Source organism: uncultured Streptomyces sp. (assembly GCF_947488945.1).
Lineage (GTDB): Bacteria > Actinomycetota > Actinomycetes > Streptomycetales > Streptomycetaceae > Streptomyces.
Map to the genome: position 1 here is coordinate 471,199 of NZ_CANLBS010000001.1, position 21,457 is coordinate 492,655.

General features: G+C 72.7%; 14 protein-coding genes and 1 other RNA gene. 3 read left to right on the plus strand and 12 right to left on the minus strand.

Annotated elements, in window-relative coordinates; genetic code table 11:
- Positions 1-83: 83 nt before the first annotated feature.
- The 8 genes from Q0994_RS01980 to ftsE all read right to left on the minus strand — a co-directional run bounded on the left by Q0994_RS01980 (position 84) and on the right by ftsE (position 9,382).
- On the minus strand, positions 84-1,325 hold the full coding sequence (locus Q0994_RS01980; protein WP_299528148.1) for an acyltransferase: 1,242 nt from the start codon (positions 1,323-1,325) through the stop codon (positions 84-86).
- Between the two features lie 326 nt (positions 1,326-1,651).
- Entirely contained in the window at positions 1,652-3,778 is a 2,127-nt protein-coding gene (locus Q0994_RS01985; protein WP_299528149.1) for a bifunctional polysaccharide deacetylase/glycosyltransferase family 2 protein, read from the minus strand.
- Positions 3,779-3,850: 72 nt separating this feature from the next.
- Entirely contained in the window at positions 3,851-4,459 is a 609-nt protein-coding gene (locus Q0994_RS01990) for a hypothetical protein (RefSeq protein ID WP_299528151.1), read from the minus strand.
- A 999-nt stretch (positions 4,460-5,458) separates the two neighbouring features.
- Positions 5,459-5,846, minus strand: a transfer-messenger RNA (tmRNA) gene (gene ssrA, locus Q0994_RS01995).
- 142 nt (positions 5,847-5,988) lie between these two features.
- A complete protein-coding gene (gene smpB / locus Q0994_RS02000; RefSeq protein WP_299528030.1) occupies positions 5,989-6,477 on the minus strand; it encodes an SsrA-binding protein SmpB in 489 nt (162 codons plus the stop codon).
- An 18-nt stretch (positions 6,478-6,495) separates the two neighbouring features.
- On the minus strand, positions 6,496-7,683 hold the full coding sequence (locus tag Q0994_RS02005; protein ID WP_299528032.1) for a S41 family peptidase: 1,188 nt from the start codon (positions 7,681-7,683) through the stop codon (positions 6,496-6,498).
- Positions 7,684-7,751: 68 nt separating this feature from the next.
- Complete coding sequence (ftsX, locus tag Q0994_RS02010) at positions 7,752-8,669, minus strand: permease-like cell division protein FtsX (protein ID WP_299528034.1); 918 nt, start codon at positions 8,667-8,669, stop codon at positions 7,752-7,754.
- A 23-nt stretch (positions 8,670-8,692) separates the two neighbouring features.
- A complete protein-coding gene (gene ftsE, locus Q0994_RS02015; RefSeq protein WP_014046319.1) occupies positions 8,693-9,382 on the minus strand; it encodes a cell division ATP-binding protein FtsE in 690 nt (229 codons plus the stop codon).
- Positions 9,383-9,764: 382 nt separating this feature from the next.
- Here ftsE and Q0994_RS02020 point away from each other — a divergent pair, with 382 nt between their 5' ends.
- On the plus strand, positions 9,765-9,971 hold the full coding sequence (locus Q0994_RS02020; protein WP_299528039.1) for a hypothetical protein: 207 nt from the start codon (positions 9,765-9,767) through the stop codon (positions 9,969-9,971).
- A 205-nt stretch (positions 9,972-10,176) separates the two neighbouring features.
- Here Q0994_RS02020 and Q0994_RS02025 read toward each other — a convergent pair whose 3' ends face one another.
- From Q0994_RS02025 to Q0994_RS02040, 4 genes are all read right to left on the minus strand, one after another.
- On the minus strand, positions 10,177-10,965 hold the full coding sequence (locus Q0994_RS02025) for an LPXTG cell wall anchor domain-containing protein (protein ID WP_299528041.1): 789 nt from the start codon (positions 10,963-10,965) through the stop codon (positions 10,177-10,179).
- Positions 10,966-11,355: 390 nt separating this feature from the next.
- Positions 11,356-12,462: a peptide chain release factor 2 gene (prfB, locus tag Q0994_RS02030; protein ID WP_299528043.1), complete on the minus strand. Its 1,107-nt coding sequence runs from the start codon at positions 12,460-12,462 to the stop codon at positions 11,356-11,358.
- 134 nt (positions 12,463-12,596) lie between these two features.
- A complete protein-coding gene (locus Q0994_RS02035; protein WP_299528045.1) occupies positions 12,597-13,841 on the minus strand; it encodes a serine/threonine-protein kinase in 1,245 nt (414 codons plus the stop codon).
- 243 nt (positions 13,842-14,084) lie between these two features.
- Positions 14,085-15,758, minus strand: coding sequence for a serine/threonine-protein kinase (locus tag Q0994_RS02040; protein WP_299528047.1), 1,674 nt, complete (start codon positions 15,756-15,758; stop codon positions 14,085-14,087).
- A 689-nt stretch (positions 15,759-16,447) separates the two neighbouring features.
- Between Q0994_RS02040 and Q0994_RS02045 the strand changes: the two genes are divergently transcribed.
- The gene (locus Q0994_RS02045) at positions 16,448-19,780 is read left to right on the plus strand and encodes an FHA domain-containing protein (RefSeq protein ID WP_299528050.1); all 3,333 of its coding nucleotides are present in this window, start codon (positions 16,448-16,450) and stop codon (positions 19,778-19,780) included.
- A gap of 318 nt (positions 19,781-20,098) precedes the next feature.
- On the plus strand, positions 20,099-21,457 hold the full coding sequence (locus Q0994_RS02050; protein WP_299528052.1) for an ABC transporter substrate-binding protein: 1,359 nt from the start codon (positions 20,099-20,101) through the stop codon (positions 21,455-21,457).

Below are 21,457 nucleotides of genomic sequence, written 5' to 3' on the forward strand. Positions count from 1 at the left end.
GGCGCCCCGCCAGAGAGGTGACCGGGGCGCAACCTTGCTCTCACCCGGACCGGGCGCGGCCGGTGAGGCCGCGCCGTCGGGCGTCAACCGCGCGTGAACATTGTCCCGTTCGGGTGAGGGGCGGGTCCGTCGCCGGGGGCCGGGGCCTTCGGCCGGCCCCGTACCGCACCGTTCGGCCACAGGCGCGGCCGGCGCTTGGCGGCGAGGTCCTCGGCCCAGCCGAAGGCCAGCACGCAGAGCGCGATCAGCGCCCAGGCCAGCAGCAGCACCGGCACCCAGCTCTCCAGCAGCCAGGGCACGTGCGCGCCGAGCCAGTCCACCGACCACAGCCGGTCGTACAGCCCCGCGGCGGCGAGGATGCACACGTTGTGCCAGAGGTAGACGGTCACCGCACGCGAGTTGAGCAGGGTGACGGTGGAGTCCCAGTTCTTCAGCCGGTCGGGCCACTCGGTCCAGGACGGGCTGTAGTGCAGCAGCAGGAGCACGCAGCCGAACGACCACAGCGCCTGCGCCAGCGGGATCGAGTCCAGGTCGAACCCGGTGCGGAACCCCTCGTGCGTGGCCCACCAGAGCCCGGCCCCCGCGAACACGGGCGCCAGGGACGGCACCACGTACGCCGGGAGCCGTTTCAGGATGCCCTCCTGGTGCGCCATGCCGAGCACCCAGCAGGCGCCGAAGGTGGCGAAGTCGGTGATCGCGGAGTCGATCCGCTCCGGGGTCGTCACCAGTTCCCGGGACATCACGACGGCCAGCGCCAGCGGGGCCAGCAGCGTGGGCCACGGGAACCGGCGCAGGGCGCGCAGGATCAGCGGCGACAGCAGGACGTACCAGAGGTAGGCGCGGATGTACCAGAGCGGACCGCCGAGCTCGCTCGGCCAACTGGAGTCCAGGAAGCCGTGCACACCGGGGAGTTGCTCGGCGAACGGCGGGTCGCTCAGCGGCAGCACCCAGAACAGCAGGTGCGCCCACCACCATCCGGGGTGGCCGTCCGCGTCCGGTCCCCAGCCCTGCGCCACCATGCCGGTGACACCGATCGCGCCGAGCAGCCACAGCGGAGGCACCAGCCGGCGGATCCGGCTGCGGACCACCTGCACGGCGGGCCGCTTCAGCGAGCGGGCCATCAGGGTCCCGGCGAGCGCGAACATCACGCCCATGGACGGGAAGACGAGGGGCAGCCAGGCCCAGCCGGTCAGGTGGTAGAGCACCACGCGGAACAGCGCGATCGCGCGCAGCAGGTCGAAGTACCGGTCCCGGCCCGGCTTCCCCGGAGCGGCACCGGTCTCCTCGGCCTTCTCCGCCGCACCCGGAGCCTCCTCGGGGTGCAGTCCCTCGTGCAACTCCGCGAACACCCGCGGCGGGTGGACGTGCTGGTCGTCGTGGGCGTACGCGTCGTGGGCGTACGTGTCGTGGGCGTACGTGTCCCGGGCGTACGCGGGACCGGGGTACGCCACGCCGGGAGGGGCCGTCCGGGCGGGCGGGTAGCCGTGGCCCGAGGCGGGCGGGTAGCCGTGGCCGGGGCTCGGCGAAGCCGCCTGGGCCGGCGGGTAGCCGTAGCCGGAGCCGGACGGGGTTTCCCGCACGGGCGGGTAGCCGTGATCCGGGGCCGAGGGGTGGTCGGGGTGCGCGGCGGGGCGGCCGGTGTTCTGGTCGCTCATCCGACGGGCCTCCGGTGCGTCGCGGTGGGCCGGGGGCCCGGGGCCCCGCCCGGAGTGTCGACCACGCCGGTGCGGCGCAGCTTCTGCCAGCGCAGCCGGCCGCCGGTCAGCGCGGTGATCCAGGACTGGAGCAGCACGACGTACATCAACTGGCGGTACAGGATCTGCTGGAGCGGCAGCGAGATCAGGTGGACCATCTTCTCCCGGTCCAGCCGGAACGCGTACGCGGCGCAGACCGCCTGCACCATCAGGACCCCGAACCAGGCGGCCACGGTCTTGCCGGTGGGCCCGAACAGCAGGCCGTAGAGGAGGAAGACGTCGATCAGCGGCGCCAGCAGCGGGGCCACGACCATGAAGAGGGAGACGAACGGCAGCCCGACCCGGCCGAAGCGGCCCGAGTGGCCCCGCTCCAGGACCGCGTGCCGGTGCTTCCAGATCGCCTGCATGGTGCCGTACGACCAGCGGTAGCGCTGGGACCAGAGCTGCTGCACCGACTCCGGCGCCTCGGTCCAGGCGCGGGCGTTCTCGGCGTAGACGACGTGCCAGCCGTCGCGGTGCAGCGCCATGGTGATGTCGGTGTCCTCGGCGAGGGTGTCCTCGCTCATCCCGCCGACCCGGTCGAGGGCCTCGCGGCGGAACGCGCCGACCGCGCCGGGGATGGTGGGCATGCAGCGCAGCACGTCGTACATGCGGCGGTCCAGGTTGAAGCCCATCACGTACTCGATGTGCTGCCAGGCGCCGATCAGCGAGTCCCGGTTGCCGACCTTGGCGTTGCCGGCGACGGCCCCGACCTTGGGGTCGCCGAACGGCTGGACCAACTCACGGATGGTGGTCGGCTCGAAGACGGTGTCGCCGTCCATCATCACGACGATGTCGTACCGGGCGTGCGCGATGCCGTTGTTGAGCGCGGCGGGCTTGCCCGCGTTGCGCTGGCGGACCACCCGCACCCGGGGCAGCCGCATCGCCTCGACCAGGTCGGCGGTCCCGTCGGTCGATCCGTCGTCGATGACGATGATCTCGATCGGATGGTCGCTGGCCATCAGCGAACGCACCGTCGCCTCGATGCACTTGCGCTCGTTGTACGCCGGCACCAGGACGGAGACCGGCCGGGCCACCGGGTCGCCCCACCGGAAGTTCTTCCTGCGGACCTTGCGGGCGTGCAGGAAGGAGAGGAGGAGCATCAGCCCGAACCGGGAGATGACCAGGACGCCGATGACGGCGAGGCCGACCACCAGGACGCCGGTGACCTCCTCGGAGACGCCGACCGCGGTCACGAACGCCTTGCCCTGCCAGAGCGCGAACCCCGCGGCCGGGGTGTGCGCGCTGGAGGTGCCGAGCGCACCGGTGAGGTGGGTGAACTCGTACCCCTCTGCCCGCATGTCGGGGAGGAACCGGTCGAGTGCCGCCAGCGTCTGGGAGCGGTCGCCGCCGGAGTCGTGCATGAGGACGATGGCGCCCTCGCCGTCGTGCGGCGTGGCGTTCTCGATGATGGTGCGGACGCCGGGGCGCTTCCAGTCCTCGCTGTCGCGGTCGTTGACCACGGTGAGGTAGCCGCGGCTGCCGATGTACTGGGTGACGGGCCAGGACTTGTTGTCCATGGCGTCGGCGAACGAGGAGTAGGGCGGGCGGAACAGCGAGGTGCGGATGCCCGCCGCTCCGGCCAGCGCCAGCTGGTTCTCGGCGAGTTCCCAGTCGATGCGGCTGGTCGACTGGTAGGAGAGGTCGGGGTGGTTGAAGGTGTGCAGCCCCACCTCGTGGCCCTCGGCCACCATGCGGGCGACGATCTCCGGGTAGCGGGAGGCCATGGTGCCGGTGACGAAGAAGACGCCGTGCGCGTCGTACTCCTTCAGCTTGTCCAGCACGCGCGGGGTCCAGACCGGGTCCGGGCCGTCGTCGAAGGTGAGGACGATCCTGTGGTCGGGCACCCGCAGCGACTGGGCGGGCCGGGTGGTGGAACGGGCGTCGATGACCGGCCCGCCGTCCAGGATCTCGTCCGGCACCTGCGAGGTGGAGGCGGGGGCCTGGATGCGGTGGTCGGCGAGGATCTCGCTGTGCACGTAGCCGCGCAGGACGAGCATGGCGAGCAGGGCCACGAGCAGCAGCGACGGCAGCAGAAAGCGCATCGGGAAGGCCCGGTGCCGCTTCTTCGGCTGCTTGTGCCGGTTGTTCCTGACCCGCGGGGCGGGCTGAGTCATCTAAAGGGCGCTTTCTCGTTCTTGCCCTGTCGGCGGGACCGAACCGGGGCTGCCGGAGGCGGACTCCGGGGCGTCCGGGGACAGGGAGGGCGACGGCAGCGCGCTGGGCGGGAAAGACACCGCCGGCACGGAGGCGCTCCGGCTCGCCCCGCCGGCGGCGGGGGCCTCGGCCGGGGCTGCGGCGCTCTCGGCCGGATTCCCGCTCGGGGCGGGCGAGACGCTCGCCGAGAGCGGGGCCTCACCGACCTCCGGGTCGGCGACCCCGGCGGTGCCGCCGTCCGCGGCGGAGGCGCTGGGGGCGGGCGGGGCGGACGCGGACCCGGTGGGGTCGGCGACGGCCGGTTCCCCGTCGGTGAGGCCGGGCGCCGAGCCCTTCTGGTCCTGGCCGGTGAGCGGGAGCCAGGGCGCGGCCGAGCTGCCGCCGAAGACGGACATGACGAGGGTGACGGCGAAGGCCGCACAGGCGAGCGCGATCAGCCAGCCCACCTTGCGCAGCGTCTTGCCCCGCCGGCCGCTCTCGTCGACGAAGACCGGCCCGTCCTGCCCCTCGGCGGTACCCGGCTGCACGGCCAGTTCGGAGAGCTTGCGCCCCACCCCGTCGAGCTGCATCGTCACCTCGTGGGGCTCGTGACTGTGCCCCGCCCACGTGCCTTCTCGCCAATTGTCCACAGCTGTACGCACATCCCCCAACTCAATGATTCCGGCGCACACGGGTGACTGGTTCGCGTGTGGTCGGACGCGCCGGGTCCCCCACCCTGTCGTCCACGCCCCCGCGTCACCCCGCTCCGGAGGATGAATGTAGCGCACGAAGCTGACGGCAAACCCCTTGCGTCGGCTCTTGAGTTCGCTCGGGACACCACCCGGCCAGGCGCTTCCGCTTCTCCGCCGCGCAGACCGGTTGGCCGGACCACCTACCCTTGCGCTGAGCGAAGTTGAACCACTGCCGTACGGCGTGCGTCCGGGTGGGAACCGTCTATCGTTTCCACCCCGGGCCGAGGCGGGACCGGGCGGCACCCCACGTCCGCCGGACGCCGCTCGGACGACGTGCGGGCGAGGGACCGGCGCTCGATCCGTCACGGATCGGGCAGAAACGTTCAGTAACGCTCACGCGCGACCATTTCAGGCGGGATCACCGTTGATATCCGGCCAGACCGCCCCCGACACCCGTACAGAGGGTCGGGCGACGCCGGTCCGCCGCGCGTTTCACCCTTCGAAAAGCCGTACGCACGGGTGCGCGAGGGAAGCGTGCGCACTTCGGCGTCCCACCCGTAGACGCCCCGCCCACCCGCGCCGACCAGTCCATCCCCCGCCCCCGAGCCGGTCGGCCCTGCCCGCCGTACGCCGGACACCGGGGGCACCGGACACCGGCCGGTACACCGCCGGGCGTAGCGGTAGCCGTCGCCGTCGCGTGCAAGGTGAACGCGCCGGCGGCGTCACTCCCGCCCCCGGCGGAGACCGCCTTCCCCGACAGCGTGAAGTCCGGTGGCCGGCAGAACTGATCCATGGGCGCACACCCGTCCGCGTTCTCCCGTTCCCGCGTTTCCCCCGCAGAACGCGGAAAAGCCTCCGCCCCGCGAACGAATTCGCGGGGCGGAGGCTTACATGGGGTGGTGGAGATGGCGGGAATCGAACCCGCGTCCAACGGTGCGGAACCAGGGCTTCTCCGAGTGCAGTTCGCTGCGCTTTTCTCGGCCCCGGAGGTCACGCGAACAAGCCTCCGACAGGCCCAGTCACTGTTTGATTTCCTCTTCGGACCCGTGACCGGACCGAAGAGTTTAGATCTCTAGATTATGCCAGGATCCGGGTCGAGATCATGCCCGGGCTGACACTCCGCAGAGTCTTCGCTCAGCTGCTAATTAGGCAGCGAGGGCGAAGGCGGAGGAATCGCGCTTGGAATTGGCGATTATTGTTTGCGACATATGGTTTACGAGATCATTGCCGCTTCCTCGACTCGCTTCCCCTGCTTCGACATCCGCTGTCGAAACCGATCATCCCCATGTGGTGTTGTCAATCAATCCGCGCACCCGCTGTGAGGTGCACGGCCCATCGTACGTGACCAACGCCGCGTGATGCCAGCGTATTCCGCTCCGGCCCCCGCCGAGCCCCCGCCGGGAGCCCTCGGCAGGCCCGCGCCTCCCTCAGGCGCTGCGCTGCCGGCGGCGGACCGCGGCGATGGCGCGGTTGGTCTCGCGGGTGTCCTGCTTCTCCCGGAGCGTCTGACGCTTGTCGTACTCCTTCTTGCCCTTGGCCAGCGCGATCTCGCACTTGACCCGGCCGTCCTTGAAGTACAGGGCCAGCGGCACGATGGTGTGCCCGGTCTCCTGGGACTTCGACTCCAGCTTGTCGATCTCCGCCCGGTGCAGCAGCAGCTTCCGCTTCCGCTTGGCCGCGTGGTTGGTCCACGTCCCCTGGACGTACTCCGGGACGTGGATGTTGTGCAGCCACGCCTCGTGGTCGTCGATCTGCACGAACCCGTCCACCAGCGAGGCCCGCCCCATGCGCAGGGACTTCACCTCGGTGCCCATCAGGACGAGCCCGCACTCGTAGGTGTCGAGGATCGTGTAGTCGTGCCGCGCCTTCTTGTTCTGCGCGATCATCTTGCGCCCGGTGTCTTTTTCCTTGGCCATAGTGCGGTCATTTTCGCACTACGACCCACCCCCGAGGCCACTCAATACCCGCTCGGCCTCCTGCTGGGCCCGTGCGGACACCGCCAGGTCCGGTGTGATGCCCTCGCCGTCCACGCTCCGGCCCGCCGGGGTGCGGTAGTGCCCCACGGTCAGTTCGGCCACCGCGCCGCCCGGCAGCTCGCTGGGCATCTGCACCGACCCCTTGCCGAAGGTCCGGCTCCCCACGGTGACCGCCCGGCCCCGGTCCTGCAGGGCGCCCGTCAGCAGTTCCGCCGCGCTCATGGTGCCCCCGTCCACCAGGACCACCAGCGGCCGCACGGTGTCCCCGCCCGGCTCCGCGTACAGCGCACGCTGCTCGCCGCGTACGTCGTAGGTGGCGACCAGGCCGCCGTCCAGGAAGGCCGAGGCTGCCGAGACGGCCTCGGTGACCAGGCCGCCGGAATTGGCCCGCAGATCCAGCAGGACCCCGGCGTCGGCCGGCGCGGCACGGACCGCGCGGCGGACCTCCGCCCCGGTCCCCCGGGTGAACGCGGCGACCTTGATCAGTACCGGGCCCGCCTCGTCCGCCCCGAGGGCGCGCACGGTGACGTCCTCGGTGGAGAGGCTGGCCCGGCGCAGCGTCTTCGTCCGGGCCCGGCCGTCCCGCTCCAGCTCCAGCACCACCGGCGTGCCCGCCGCCGCGCCCGTACCGTCGCCGCGCAGCAGCGCCACCGTCTCGGCGACCGGGCGGCCGGCGACCCGGGTGCCGTCCACCGACGTCAGCACGTCACCGGCCCGGATGCCCGCCAAGTCGGCGGGACCGCCCGGCTCGACCCGCCGGACGTGTACCCCGCCGTCGGCGGTGCGGCGGGCGGAGAGACCGACTCCGGTGTACGTGCCGTCGAGCGCCCGCTCGAACTCGGCGTACTCGCTCTGGTCGTAGACCGCGCCCCAGCGGTCGCCGCTGCGGCTGACGACGTCCTGCGCCGCCTCCTTGCCCGACTTGCCGTCGGCCTCCGCGTCGGCGGCCGCCTCGGCGACCTCCTCGCGGTCGACCGGGGCCACGGTGGAGGCGACCGAGCGGGCCTGGATGCCGGTCTCCGGCTTCGCGCCGTGCGGCAACGAGCCGGTGGCGGCGGCGGCTCCGAGGACGCTCATGAAGACGAGCGTGAGGGCTGCTCCGCGGCCCGGGCCGCGGAGCCCAGAACAGTGCGGGCGGTCCGACATGGGTGCGAGTCTAGGACAAAGCCCCCTGGCCGTACGGCCGGTCGGCCGGACGGCACAGGGGGCGCATCTCACACCTTCAGGTACTTGCGGAGCGCGAACAGGGCCGCGACCGCGGGCATCAGCAGCCCGATGGCCAGGACCAGCGGCAGCTTGGTGAACACCGCGTCCCAGCCGATGAAGTCGATCAGGTTGAGCTTTTCCTGCAGTTGCAGGCCGCCGTCGATCAGGAAGTAACGGGCCGCCAGCAGCAGGACGCAGGCCAGCACGCCGCCGATCAGACCGGCGAACGCCGCCTCCATGATGAACGGCATCTGGATGTAGAAGCCGGAGGCGCCGACGAGCCGCATGATGCCGGTCTCACGCCGCCGGCTGAAGGCCGACACCCGCACGGTGTTGACGATCAGCATCAACGCGATGACGAGCATCAGCGCCATCACGCAGAGCGCGGCGACGTTCATGCCGTTCATCAACTCGAAGAGGTTGTCCAGGATCGATCTCTGGTCCTGGACCGACTGCACCCCGTCCCGGCCCGCGAAGGCGGTGGCGACCACCTTGTACTTCGTCGGGTCGTGCAGCTTCACCCGGTACGACTCCTGCATCTGGTCGGGCGTGATGTTGCCCGCCATCGGGGAGTCCCCGAACTGCTCCTGGTAGTGCTTGTAGGCCTCGTCGACGGTCTCGAAGGTCACCGTGTCGACGGCGGCCATCTCGTCGAGGTCCTTCTTGATCTCCTTCTTCTGCTCGTCGGTGACGGCGCCCTTCGCGCACTTCGGCACGTCCTTGGCGTCACTCTTGTTGCAGAGGAAGATCGAGACGTTGACCTTGTCGTACCAGTAGTCCTTCATCGTGCTGACCTGCTCGCGCATGAGCAGCGCGCCGCCGAACAGGGCGAGCGAGAGGGCGACGGAGACCACGACCGCGAAGGTCATCGTGAGGTTCCGACGAAGACCGACGCCGATCTCCGACAGGACGAACTGGGCGCGCATGGCGTCCTTTCAGTACTCGGTGCTCAGTGCTGGTAGCCGTAGACGCCACGCGCCTGGTCACGTACGAGACGGCCCTGCTCCAGCTCGATGACGCGCTTGCGCATCTGGTCGACGATGTTCTGGTCGTGCGTCGCCATGATCACGGTGGTGCCGGTCCGGTTGATCCGGTCCAGCAGCTTCATGATGCCGACGGAGGTCTGCGGGTCGAGGTTTCCGGTCGGCTCGTCCGCGATCAGCAGCATCGGCCGGTTGACGAACGCACGGGCGATGGCGACGCGTTGCTGCTCACCGCCGGAGAGCTCGCCGGGCATCCGGTCCTCCTTGCCGCCGAGCCCGACCAGGTCGAGCACCTGGGGCACGGCCTTGCGGATCTCGCCGCGCGGCTTGCCGATGACCTCCTGCGCGAAGGCCACGTTCTCGGCGACGGTCTTGTTGGGCAGGAGGCGGAAGTCCTGGAAGACGGTGCCCAACTGGCGCCGCATCTGCGGCACCTTCCAGTTGGAGAGCCGCGCGAGGTCCTTGCCGAGCACGTGGACCATGCCCTGGCTGGCGCGCTCTTCACGGAGGATCAGACGCATGAAGGTGGACTTGCCGGAGCCCGAGGACCCCACCAGGAAGACGAATTCGCCCTTTTCGATGTCGAGGGAGACATCGCGCAACGCGGGGCGACTCTGCTTCGGGTAGGTCTTCGAGACGTTGTCGAATCGGATCACGGATGCACCATGGTCGGCCGGGAGTAGGTGAGCGTGACCATACGCGAATGCCGCTCACGCGTGCAGGCGGCGTCTGCGAATGGGCGTTTTATGCCGGAAGCCCGTCCGGAACGGGTCGTTTGCGCACCTTTCTCCGACGGGCTTCCGCGAACACTTCCGCGGGGCCGGACACGGGGCCGGAGACACGGCACGGACCGCTGTCCGCGCACGTGGTGCGACCGCGTCGTCACGGGTCGTCGCCCCCGGCCGTCGGGTTCGCGGCGGCCCGCGCCGAAAAGGGCGCGAGCTGGCACAGTAGAGGGGGGAACGGTCGCGTTTCCCGGAGCGTTGTGCGGAGAGGAAACCTGGTCGGCGGCTCCGCCGCGCGTGAGGAGGAGTGCGCATGACCTACGACAGACTGGTGTGCGCGAACTGCGCGGCGCCCGTGAGCGAGGGGCGCTGCCCCGCGTGCCGGGCCAGCCGTCGGCACCTGGAAGAGCTCGACCGCCGGGAGGGCGGCCCGCTGGGCGGCCTGAACCCGATGATGCTGATCGCCCTGCTCGTGGTGCTGGTGGGCGCGCTCGCGGTGCTCGCCCAGCACGCCGCCTGACCCCCGCACTCCCGCAACCGGGGCACTACCCGGTCACTCACCACCCGCGACGAGGCCCGCAGCGGCCCCCGTCGCGGCCTTGGACGCCGAGAAGGGCCCGGAAGAACCGAACGGTTCTTCCGGGCCCTTCTCCGTGCGCGTACGGACCGGCCGCGTCCCTGGCGGGGATGCGGGCCCGTCCGTACGCCTACGGCTCGTGCGGCGGTCAGGCCGCGGTGCGTCCGTTGCCGGCCAGGCGCGGCAGGAAGCGGAAGCCGATGCCGCCGGCGATCATCGTCGCGGCGCCGATCAGCAGGAAGGTGGTCTCGGCCGCACCGGTCTCCGCCAGCTCGTCCTTGCCCTTGCCCTGCTCGACCGGCTGGTTGCCGACGCTGTCGGTGTCGGTGTTGTCGGTGCACTCGGCACCGTCCAGACCGACGGTGCAGGAACCGGCGTCGTCGCCGCCGGAGACGGAGCCGGACGTGCCGGAACCACCGGTGGTGCCGCTGGTGCCGGACGACGAGGAGCCGCCCGTGGTGGTGTCGCCGGTGGTGGACCCGCCGTCGGTGGACCCGCCGTCCGTGGCACCGCCGTCCGTGGCACCGCCGTCGGTCGCACCGCCGTCCGTGGCGCCACCATCGGTCGCACCACCGTCCGTGGCACCGCCGTCCGTGGCACCGCCGTCCGTGGCACCGCCGTCGGTCGCACCGCCGTCGGTCGCACCGCCGTCCGTGGCACCGCCGTCCGTGGCGCCACCATCGGTCGCACCGCCGTCGTCGCCGCCGCCGATGAGGCCGCCCGCGATCAGGCCGCCGTCCGTGGCGCCGCCGTCGGTCGCACCACCGTCGGTGGCGCCGCCGTCCGTCGCACCGCCGTCGGTCGTACCACCGTCGGTCTCGGCGAAGGTGCCATAGCCGACGGCCTGCGCGGCGCCCGCGGCGGTCAGCGACGCACCGGCCGCGATCACCACTCCGGCTGCCATGCGCGCGACGCGTACACGCGTCTTACTCGTCATCTGCTGCTACCCCCAGTAGCTGATCTCGTAGTGGAGCAGCCATATGCGGGTCATGGCCCTGCGGAGTTCGCTCCGAGCCGCCCGACCCCCGTGTGCAGTGGTCATCCGGCCCGCCCCCGATCACACCCGTCCCAGACATACGCACGCTGCCCAAACACCCTCGCCACATATAAGACTGACGTCAAGGCCAATCCGCGCCACTACGCCACGCTTTGGGGCTTCTGACGGGTAATCGGCGGCACGACTGTGACGCAATCACCACCGGATCTCCCCGGCCTCGGGGAAACGGCAAGGGAACGGCGATCGGAAGCGTGTTCCGGACAAGCGCCCGGAAAACGCGGCCGGGCCCGGGTGAAGGATCACCCGGGCCCGGCCGACGTACGTCGGGGACTACTTCTCCTGCTGCTTGCGCCAGCGGATGCCCGCCTCGATGAACCCGTCGATCTCGCCGCCGAAGACGGCTTCCGGGTTGCCCATCTCGAACTCCGTACGCAGGTCCTTGACCATCTGGTACGGGTGCAGGACGTACGAACGCATCTGGTTGCCCCAGGAGTTGCCGCCGTCGCCCTTGAGCGCGTTCATCCGGGCCTGCTCCTCCTGGCGGCGGCGCTCGAGGAGCTTCGCCTGGAGGACGTTCATCGCGGACGCCTTGTTCTGGATCTGCGAGCGCTCGTTCTGGCAGGAGACGACGATGCCGGTCGGCAGGTGGGTCAGCCGCACCGCGGAGTCGGTGGTGTTGACGCCCTGACCGCCGGGGCCGGAGGAGCGGTACACGTCGACGCGCAGCTCGGACTCGTCGATCTCGATGTGGTCGGTCTGCTCGACCACCGGCAGCACCTCGACGCCGGCGAAGGACGTCTGGCGGCGACCCTGGTTGTCGAAGGGCGAGATCCGGACCAGCCGGTGGGTGCCCTGTTCGACGGAGAGCGTGCCGTAGGCGTACGGGACCTCGACGGCGAAGGTGGTCGACTTGATGCCGGCCTCTTCGGCGTACGCCGTCTCGTAGACCTCGGTCTTGTAGTTGTGCCGCTCGGCCCAACGGATGTACATGCGCTGGAGCTTCTCGGCGAAGTCGGCGGCGTCCACCCCACCGGCCTCGGCGCGGATGGTGACCAGGGCCTCGCGCGCGTCGTACTCGCCGGACAGGAGGGTGCGGACCTCCATCTCGTCGAGCGCCTTGCGCACCGACTCCAGCTCGGTCTCGGCCTCACGCAGGGCGTCGGCGTCGCCCTCGTCCTCGGCGAGCTCGAACATGATGCTGAGATCGTCGATGCGGCCGCGGAGGGCCTCGGTCTTGCGGACCTCCGCCTGGAGGTGCGAAAGCTTGCTGGTGATCTTCTGCGCCGCGTCGGGGTCGTCCCAGAGGGACGGCGCCGCCGCCTGCTCCTCGAGCACGGCGATGTCCGCCCTCAGGGCATCCAGGTCCAGGACGGCCTCGATCGACCCCATGGTCGAGGAGAGGGACTTCAGCTCTTCGGAAATATCGACGACTGCCACGGGTCCAGCGTAACGGCTGGACGGGTGAAGCTCGCCCTCCCCCGGCCGCGGACCCCGTTCCCCGAGGTCGGAGGCGTCCGGGCGGCCCGGCCGGGGGCACCGGGACCGGCCGGAGCGCACGGCGCCCGGCGGGTCTAGGGGGTGGCGGGCGCCGAGTCCCCGGGACCGGTGGGGGCGCCGTCGGCGTCGTCGCCCCCGGTGACCAGCAGCCCGCCGACCGCGAGAGCCGCGCAGACCGCGACCGCGGCCACGCCCAGAGTTATGCGGCGCTTGCGGACCGCCGCGGCCTTGTTCCGGGCGGAGCCGGGGCGGGGGCCCGGCGCGCGCGGGGCGCGGGCGGTACCGAGGGGGCCGCCGGCCAGTTCGTCGGGGCCGGGGACCCGCATGCTCGTGTGGGTGTCCCGGTTCGAGTCCGGCACCGCCCCGGTCACCAGCGGCACGGCACCCCGTCGACGGGGCTCCTCGGCCGGGTTCTCGCGGTCGTCGTACTCCGCGTCCGCGGTGCCCGCCTCCGGCTCCTCCTCGCCCGGCTCGTCCACGTCCAGCGGGGGGATGCCGGCCAGCAGGGGCAGCAGCTCCCGCAGCCGCTGGGCCAGTTCCCCGGCCCGCAGCCGGGAGGCGGGGGCCTTCGCCAGGCACTGGACCAGGAGCTGCCAGAGCTCCTCGGGGATGCCGGGGAGCGGCACCACGGACTCGGTGACGTGGCGCCGGAGCACCGCGCCGGGGTGGCCGCCGCCGAACGGCGTGAAGCCCGCCAGCAGTTCGTAGAGGACGGTCGCCAGCGCGTAGATGTCGACGGCGGCCCGCGGCGGCAGCCCCTCGACTATCTCGGGCGCGAGATAGTCGGGCGTACCGATGATCTTCGTGGACCTGGTGCGGCCCGGGGTGTCGATGAGCTTGGCCACGCCGAAGTCGGTCAGCAGCGCGGGGTGCGCGCCGCCGGGGCCGAGCGGTCCCTCCATGTCGAGCAGGATGTTCTCCGGCTTGACGTCGCGGTGCACCACTCCGGCGGCGTGCGCGGCCGCCAGCCCGTCGGCGACGTCGGCGACGATCGCGACGGCCGCCTCGGGGGCGAGCCTGCGCTCGCGGTCGAGCCGGGTCCGCAGGTCCGTGCCGCGGACGAGCCGCATGACCAGCGCGAGGTCGTTGCCGTCGACCACGAGGTCCTGGACGGCCACCACGTGCGGGTGGTCGAGTCCGAGCAGCGCCGTGCGTTCCTGGACGAAGCGGCCCACCAGTTCCTCGTCGGACGCCAGGTCCTCGCGCAGCAGCTTGATGGCGACGGGCCCTTGCGGACCCTCGCCGAGCCACACCGTTCCGGCACTGCCGCGCCCCAGGATCTGGTGGGCGGTGTACCGGCTGCCGATATTCCGTGCCAAGACTGCTCCCTCAGCGGCTGGCTCTGGACCCCCGGTCGACAAAGTTACGCGGCGATCGGGGTGCTGCGTGCCCCGGATGACGCCAACCACCCCTCCCGTGGGCGATATGCACGGAAAAGGCATTCAAGAAGTCGACAAGACCACTGAGTTGACCTCGTACGGGACCGTCCGCGCCGCCGGGGCGTCCCGATCGGCGACGCCCCGGCGGCAAGGTTCCTCCCGGCCGCCGGAGTGCGTCCCAGGTCAGGGGTTGGTGGTGCCGCCGTCCCCGGAGCCGCCGATCTTCTCGATCCAGCCGGTGACCTTGGCGATACCGTCGCCGATGGACTGCCAGTAGCCCTTGCCCTGGTTGATCCAGTCCTGAAGCGGCGTCAGCTCCCAGATGAGCCAGCTCGCGACCACCAGCAGCACCAGGGTGAACAGGCAGCCCTTGAGGCAGCCGAGGCCCGGGATGCGCATGGGGTTGGCGCTGCGTTGCCGGGGCTCGCGCGGCGCCGGCGGCTCGGGGCGCTGCGGCTGCTGCGGCGGCGCGTAGCTCTGCCGCTGCTGGGGCTGTGGCGGCTGCTGGTACCGCTGGGGCTGCTGCTGCTGGGGCTGCTGGTAGCGCTGCGGCTGCTGGTTCTGCGGCGGGTACTGCTGGTGCTGCGGGCGCTGCTGCTGCGGGGGCTGCTGCGGCTGCTGGTACTGCTGCGGCTGGCGCTGGGGGCGGCGGCGGAGCGGGTCCTGGCTCGGGTCGAGGTACTGGACCTGGGTCTGTTCGTTGCGGTCGCGGGCGGCCTGGAGCTGCGACTGCCAGGGGTGCTGCCCGTCCGGCTGCCCCTCGGGGCGCGGCGGCACGGGCGGCAGCACGGCGGTCGGATCGGCCTGGCCGCCGGGAGTCTGTCCGCCGGGCCCGGAGGTGTGGCCCATCACGCTGGTCGCGGCGTTCGGGTCGTAGGTGCCCGCGTTGCCCGGCAGTACCTGGGTGAGGTCGGCGGCGCCGGGCGTCTCCGGGACGGGGGCGGGCGAGGGGTCGGGGGCGAGCAGCGCGCCGACCCCGTCGGCGGCGGCGATCTGCGCCGAGTTGGCGTGCACGCCGACGCCCGCCGCGACCGTGCGCAGCGCGCGGGCCAGGTTCTCGGCCGAGGGGCGCTGGTCGGGATCCTTGCGCAGGCAGCGCTCGATGACGGTCCACAGCGGCTCCGGCACGTTCCCCGGGCGCCGGGGCTCCTCGCTGAGGTGCCGGTGCAGCACCTCCAGGGCGGTGCCGCCGGCGAACGGGGGCCGGCCGGTGACCAGCTCGTACAGCAGGATGCCGGCGCCGTAGATGTCGACGGCGGAGGTCTGCGGGCGGCCCTCGGCGGACTCGGGTGCGACGTAGGCGGGCGTGCCGACGAACTCGTGCGTGCGGGTCAGCCCCGGCGAGTCCGCCAGCCGCGCGATGCCGAAGTCGGTGAGCATCGGGCGCATGCCGCCGTCGCGCTGGTCGAGCAGGACGTTGGCGGGCTTGAGGTCGCGGTGGACGACCCCGTCCGCGTGGCTGGCGGCGAGCGCGTCGGCGATCTGCGCGGTCATCAGCGAGGCGGCGACCGGCGTCAGCGGGCCGTTCTCGCGGAGGTAGCGGTGCAGGTCGGGACCGTCGATCAGGTCCATGACCAGGGCCAGCAGGTCGCCCTCCACGACGAGGTCGCGGGTGCGCACGATGTTCTCGTGGGTGAGCCGCAGCAGGACGGAGCGCTCCCGCAGGAAGCGCATCACCACGTCGGCGTCGTTGGCCAGCTCCTCCTTGAGGACCTTGATGGCCACGGTCTCGCCGGGCCGGCCGGCGACGGCCGCCTCGGCGCCCGCGGCCTCCCGCTGCCGGGCTCGCCAGACGGTGCCCGTGGCACCGCGTCCGAGCGGCTCTTCGAGCAAGTACTTGCTGCCTACCGGCCGCACGTCATGCGCTCCCTGCTGATCGTGATGGGTCGAGCCCCCCGGAACCCGGGACCCCCGGGAACCGGGCCACCCGATAATCGGAGACCCCCCGCCCGGATGTTCCGGCCCACTCTAATGGTGCGGAGCGGGCCCCAGCGGGGCGTCCACCCGGCTGTGTTCCCTCTGTGATCCGCCGTACGCCCACGGACGGCGACGGACGTGGCGGCTCCAGTGGGACGGACCCCGTCCGGGGCACCACCGGAGCACAGGAGGAAGGACGCGGCCCGCGGCCGGGCGGTTGCCCGGGGCCCGGTGGCACCGCCCCGCCGGGCGACTCCGGGCCGCCCCGGCGGAAGTCCGCCCGGTGCACCCCGTCCGGCCACGCACTCGTACACGCGTCCACATGCGCACATGACAGACGCACGCGCGTTCGACATCTCGTTCCGGCCCACGCCGACGAGGTTTTGGCCGACCGAAGCCGATCCAACCAGGCACTTTTGCACCCAAGGGCGACCATTCAAGATCACTTCCTGGCGTCCCCCGGGCGTGTTGTCAGCGGCAGGTGCGAGGATGCCTCCAGCACGGATCCGTGAGGACGGGAGTCTCGCGGTCCGTGACGACTTGTACCGGACGACGCGTCCGTGCCGGGTGGGGGGATTCACAGGGCGTTCCCCTGCCGGGCATCCGCGCAGAAGGGACCGCTGACGGCGATGCAGATCCGGCTGACCGTCCATGCGCCGCGCACCGGCCACGCACCGGCGCGCACCTGCGACGTGCTCGTCACCGCCCCGGCGGGAACCGCGCTCGCCGCCGTGGCGTCGGCACTCGCCACGGCGGCCGCCGGGCCCGACGGCTCGCTCGGCGGCGGCACCGCGGTGTTCTTCGCGGGCCGCGAGCGGCTGGACGCCCAGCGAATCTCGCTCGGCGAGCCGCCCCTGGTGGACGGCGCGGTGCTGACCCTGCACGCGCCCGGCGAGGACGAGGCGGCGGACGCCGGCGTTCCCGCCCAGCTCCACGTGGTCTCCGGTCCGGACGCCGGAGGCGTGCACCTGCTGCACGGCGGCCAGATCCGGATCGGCCGTTCCGCCGAGGCCGACGTCCCGCTGGACGACCCCGACGTCTCCCGGATGCACTGCGCCGTCACGGTGGGCGGCGACGGCCGGGTCTCGGTGGCCGACCTCGGTTCCACCAACGGCACGTCGGTGGACGGCACCGAGATCGGCGTACGGCCCGTGGGCCTGTCCCCCGGCGCCCTGCTGCGGCTCGGCGAGTCGACGCTCCGGCTCACCACCGGGTCCCGGCCGCATCCGCTGACCACCGCACCGGACGGCGAGGGGCACCTGCGGGTGGCCCGGCCGGACGCCGCGCACTCCACGCCGGCCCCGCAGACCCCGCCCGACCTCCCCGGACCGGAGGCCGGCCCCCACGGCCCGGCGGCCGGGACCACCGGGGAAGCCGCTCCGGACGACCGGGGCGAGGCGCCCGCGCGGCGCGGAGGCCTCGGCGCGTGGGCGCGGCGGCTGAAGGGCGGCCGGGCCGAGGACGGGGGTCAGGACGCGGCGTTTCCGTCGTCCGCCGCGCCCGCCGGCGCCTCCGCGGCGGCGGCCCCCTTCGTCTCCGGCGCACCGGCGGGCACCTGGCCGGACCCGGCCACGGTCCTGCTGACGGCGCTCGGCCCCGGTCCCCGGCTCTGGGAGCGGGACGCCTCCCACCCCGAGGCGCTCGCCGTCCGGCTGGGCACCACCGACCGGGCGGAGCTGCCCTCCGTGCCGGTCACCGTCGGCCTGCGGGAGGCCGGCTCGCTCGGTCTGGCGGGCCCCCGGGAGCGGCTGGCCGGACTGGCCCGCTCGGCCCTCGCCCAGCTCGCCGCCCTGCATTCCCCGGCGGATCTGGAGATCGTGCTGATCAGCACGGACCGGTCGCTGGCGCTGGACACCCGCCGCCGCACCTGGGCCTGGCTCGGCTGGCTGCCGCACCTGCGCCCGTCGCACGGCCAGGACTGCCGGCTGCTGGTCGCCTACGACCGCGAGCAGGCGGCGGCCCGCACGGCGGAACTGACCCGCCGGATGGACGAGAGTCCGCTCGGCCCCGGCTGGCCGAACGTCGACCGGTCGGCGGTGGCGCAGGCCGCGCGGGCGTACGAGGGGCCCTTCACCGTGGTCGTCGTGGACGGCGATCCGGGCACGGCCGCGCTGCGCGAGGCGACGGCCCGGCTGGCGGGCGCGGGGGCCGCGGCCGGCATCCATCTGATCTGTCTGGCGGAGACACCGGCGGCCTCCCCCACCTCGCCGGTCGCCGCGACGTACGACGCCGCCTGCCACGCCTCGCTGCCGTTCCGCGAGTGCGGGGCGGTGGCCCTGCTCAGCGGGGACGTCGCCACGGCGCTGCGTCTGCTGCGCACGGCCGGCGGCCAGGTCGCGGGGCACGGCACGGTGGCGACCGTGGACGCGGTGTCCGTCGCGTGGGCCGAGCGGTTCGCCCGCGCGCTCGCGCCGCTGCGCGACGAGGGTTCGGTCGCGCTGGCGGGCCGCCCGACGACGGCCGCGCTGCCACCGTCCGCCCGGTTGCTGGACGAGCTGGGGCTCGCGCGGGCCACGCCCGCCTCGCTGATGGCCCGCTGGGCCTCCACCGCGGAGGAGCAGCCCGGCGCCTCGCCCCAGCGGTCCGCGCGGCAGGCCGGCCGGCCCGCCGCCGACGTCGAGTCCACCGGCTCGGGCCGCACCCTGTCGACGGGTCCCCGGGTCGGCTCCCAGCGCACCGCCCCGGCGGACCCTGGCCGCACCCCGTATCCGCCGACGGAGTACCCGGCCACCGACTCCGAGCGCACGCCGTACCCCCGTACCGACTCCGAGCGCACGCCCTACCCGCGTACCGACTCGGGCCGCACGCCGTACCCGTCCACCGACTCCGAGCGCACGCCGTACCCCGCCGGGGACTCCGGGCGGACGGCCGGTCCGGCCGGGCAGGCGGCCGTCGCCGCCGGGGGCGCGTACCCCGGACGGCCGGTGATCGTGCTCGGCGCCGGGCCGCACGGGCCGGTGAGCGTGGATCTCGCGGACGAGGGTCCGCACCTGCTCATCGAGGGCCCCGCGGGCAGCGGCCGCACCGAACTGCTCCGCGCCGCCGCCGCCTCGCTCGCCTCGGCGGCGAGGCCCGACCGGCTCGGCATCCTGCTGGTGGACGGGGCGGCCGACGAGCCCGGGGCGCCGGGCGACGGCCTGCTCCCCTGCACCGAACTGCCCCATGTCTTCGACCATTTGACCGTCTCCGACCCGGTGCGGATGCGGGAGTTCGCCCAAGCGCTCGGCGGCGAGCTGAAGCGCCGGTCCGAACTGCTGGGCACCCTGGACTTCGCCGAGTGGCACGCCCGCCAGGAGGTCGGCCGCCGGTTCGTCGGGCAGCGCCGGCCCAGCTCCGCCGAGCAGCGCGGTGACCAGGACCCGCAGGCCACCACCGGCACCCTGCGGCTGCGTACCTCGACGGCGCGCGCCGCCGATCCGGGCCCGTCCCCGCTGCCGCGCCTGGTGGTGCTCGCGGACGACTTCGACGCCCTGGTCGCGCCGCCGCTCGGCAGCCCCGGCCGCCCGGCCGCCGGTTCCGTCGTGCGCGCCCTGGAGGCGGTGGCGAGGGACGGCGGACGGCTCGGCATCCACCTCGTCGCGACCTCCGCCCGGCCCGACCGCACCGAGGACACCGAGCTCGCCCGCGGCGCGCGGCTGCGGGTGGTGCTCGACCCGCCCACCCTGCCGCCGTCGCCGGACGAGCCCGCCCCCGGCCGGGGGCGCCTCGGCCACCCCGACGGCCGGGTCACGCCCTTCCAGGGGGGCAGGGTCACCGGACGCATCCCGCGCACCGCGACCCTGCGGCCCACCGTCGTGCCGCTGGAGTGGGAGCGGATGGGCGATCCGCCCACCCGGCGCCCGGTGCGCGAACTCGGCAACGGGCCCACCGACCTGGCCCTGCTCGCCAGCGCGCTGGAACGGGCCGCACGCTCGGTGAACGCGGGACCGCTCCCGCCGCTCGAACCGTACGCGGCACCCTGATCCGGCACATGCCGGTGCGGAGCCGCCATTCCAGGACCACGTTCCAGGACCGCCCGAACTCCGGTTCACAGCACGGCTTTTAGGGCACACGCCGGGTAACACCTGCCCGCACCGGGGCAGTTCAGTCCTTGCACACCCCAACCCGCCCCACCTGCGACGACTTTGCCCGCCGGGACGTTACGAGCCGGTCACGATCGGTGCTCGGGGCCGCTCCGCAGTATTGCGACCCCCGGGCGCCCGGCGTAGGACTGTGCGCACGCACGACGCGCCACGCCCATGACGAGGCGGGCGGGCGCGTACTGGAGAAACGGGGCAGAAATGCGCACAACCTTACGCATACGCAGGGCCGTCATGGCCGTCACCGCGGTCGGGGCGCTCACGCTCGCCGGTTGCGGCGGCGACGGCGACGACCCGGCGGGCGAAGGTCCGGCCAAGAACGGCGACACCTCGTCGAGCGTCACGCTCCCCAAGCTCGACGGGCAGAAGCTCTCCGTCGCCGCGGTGTGGACCGGGGCCGAGCAGGCCAACTTCACCAAGGTGCTGAAGGAGTTCGAGAAGCGCACCGGCGCCACCGTCACCTTCGTGCCGGCCCAGGACCCGATCATCAACTTCCTCGGTACCAAGGTCGCGGGCGGTCAGCCGCCGGACGTGGCGATGATCCCGCAGGTCGGCGCCATCCAGCAGGCCGTGGCGAAGAAGTGGGCGAAGCCGGTCGGCGCCGAGGCCCGTGCGCAGCTCGGCCAGAACTACGCACAGGTCTGGCAGGACCTCGGGTCCGTGGACGGCACCCAGTACGGGGTCTACTTCAAGGCCGCCAACAAGTCCCTGGTCTGGTACAACGCCCAGGTGTTCGAGAACGCGGGCGCCGCGGAGCCGAAGACCTGGAAGGACTTCATGGCCACCGCCGAGACGATCTCCGCCTCCGGCGTCTCCCCGGTCTCGGTCGGCGGCGCGGACGGCTGGACGCTGACCGACTGGTTCGAGAACGTCTATCTGTCGCAGGCGGGCCCGGAGAAGTACGACCAGCTGGCGAAGCACGAGATCCCGTGGACGGACCCGTCCGTCACCGACGCGCTGACCACCCTCGGCGAGCTGTTCGGCGACGAGAACCTGATCGCGGGCGGCGCCGACTGGGCGCTGCAGACCGAGTTCCCCGCGTCCGTCACCCAGACCTTCACCGGAGGCGACCAGCCCAAGGGCGCCATGGTCTACGAGGGCGACTTCGTGGCCGTCAACATCGGCGAGACCGAGGCGAAGATCGGCACGGACGCCAAGGTCTTCCCGTTCCCGGCGGTCGGCGCGGAGTCCCCCGTGGTGACCGGCGGCGACGCGGCGGTGGCGCTGAAGGACGGCAAGGGGGCTCAGGCGCTGCTGACCTGGCTGGCCTCGAAGGACGCGGCCGCCATCTGGGCCGGCGAGGGCGGCTTCCTGTCGCCGAACAAGTCGCTGGACGCCGCCGTCTACCCGGACGACGTGCAGCGCACGATGGCGAAGGCGCTGATCGACGCCGGCGACGCCGTCCGCTTCGACATGTCCGACCAGGCGCCGCAGTCGTTCGGCGGTACGCCCGGCAAGGGCGAGTGGAAGATCCTCCAGGACTTCCTGAAGAACCCCGCGGACGTCAAGGGGACCCAGCAGAAGCTGGAATCCGCCGCGGCCGAGGCGTACAAGAGCTGA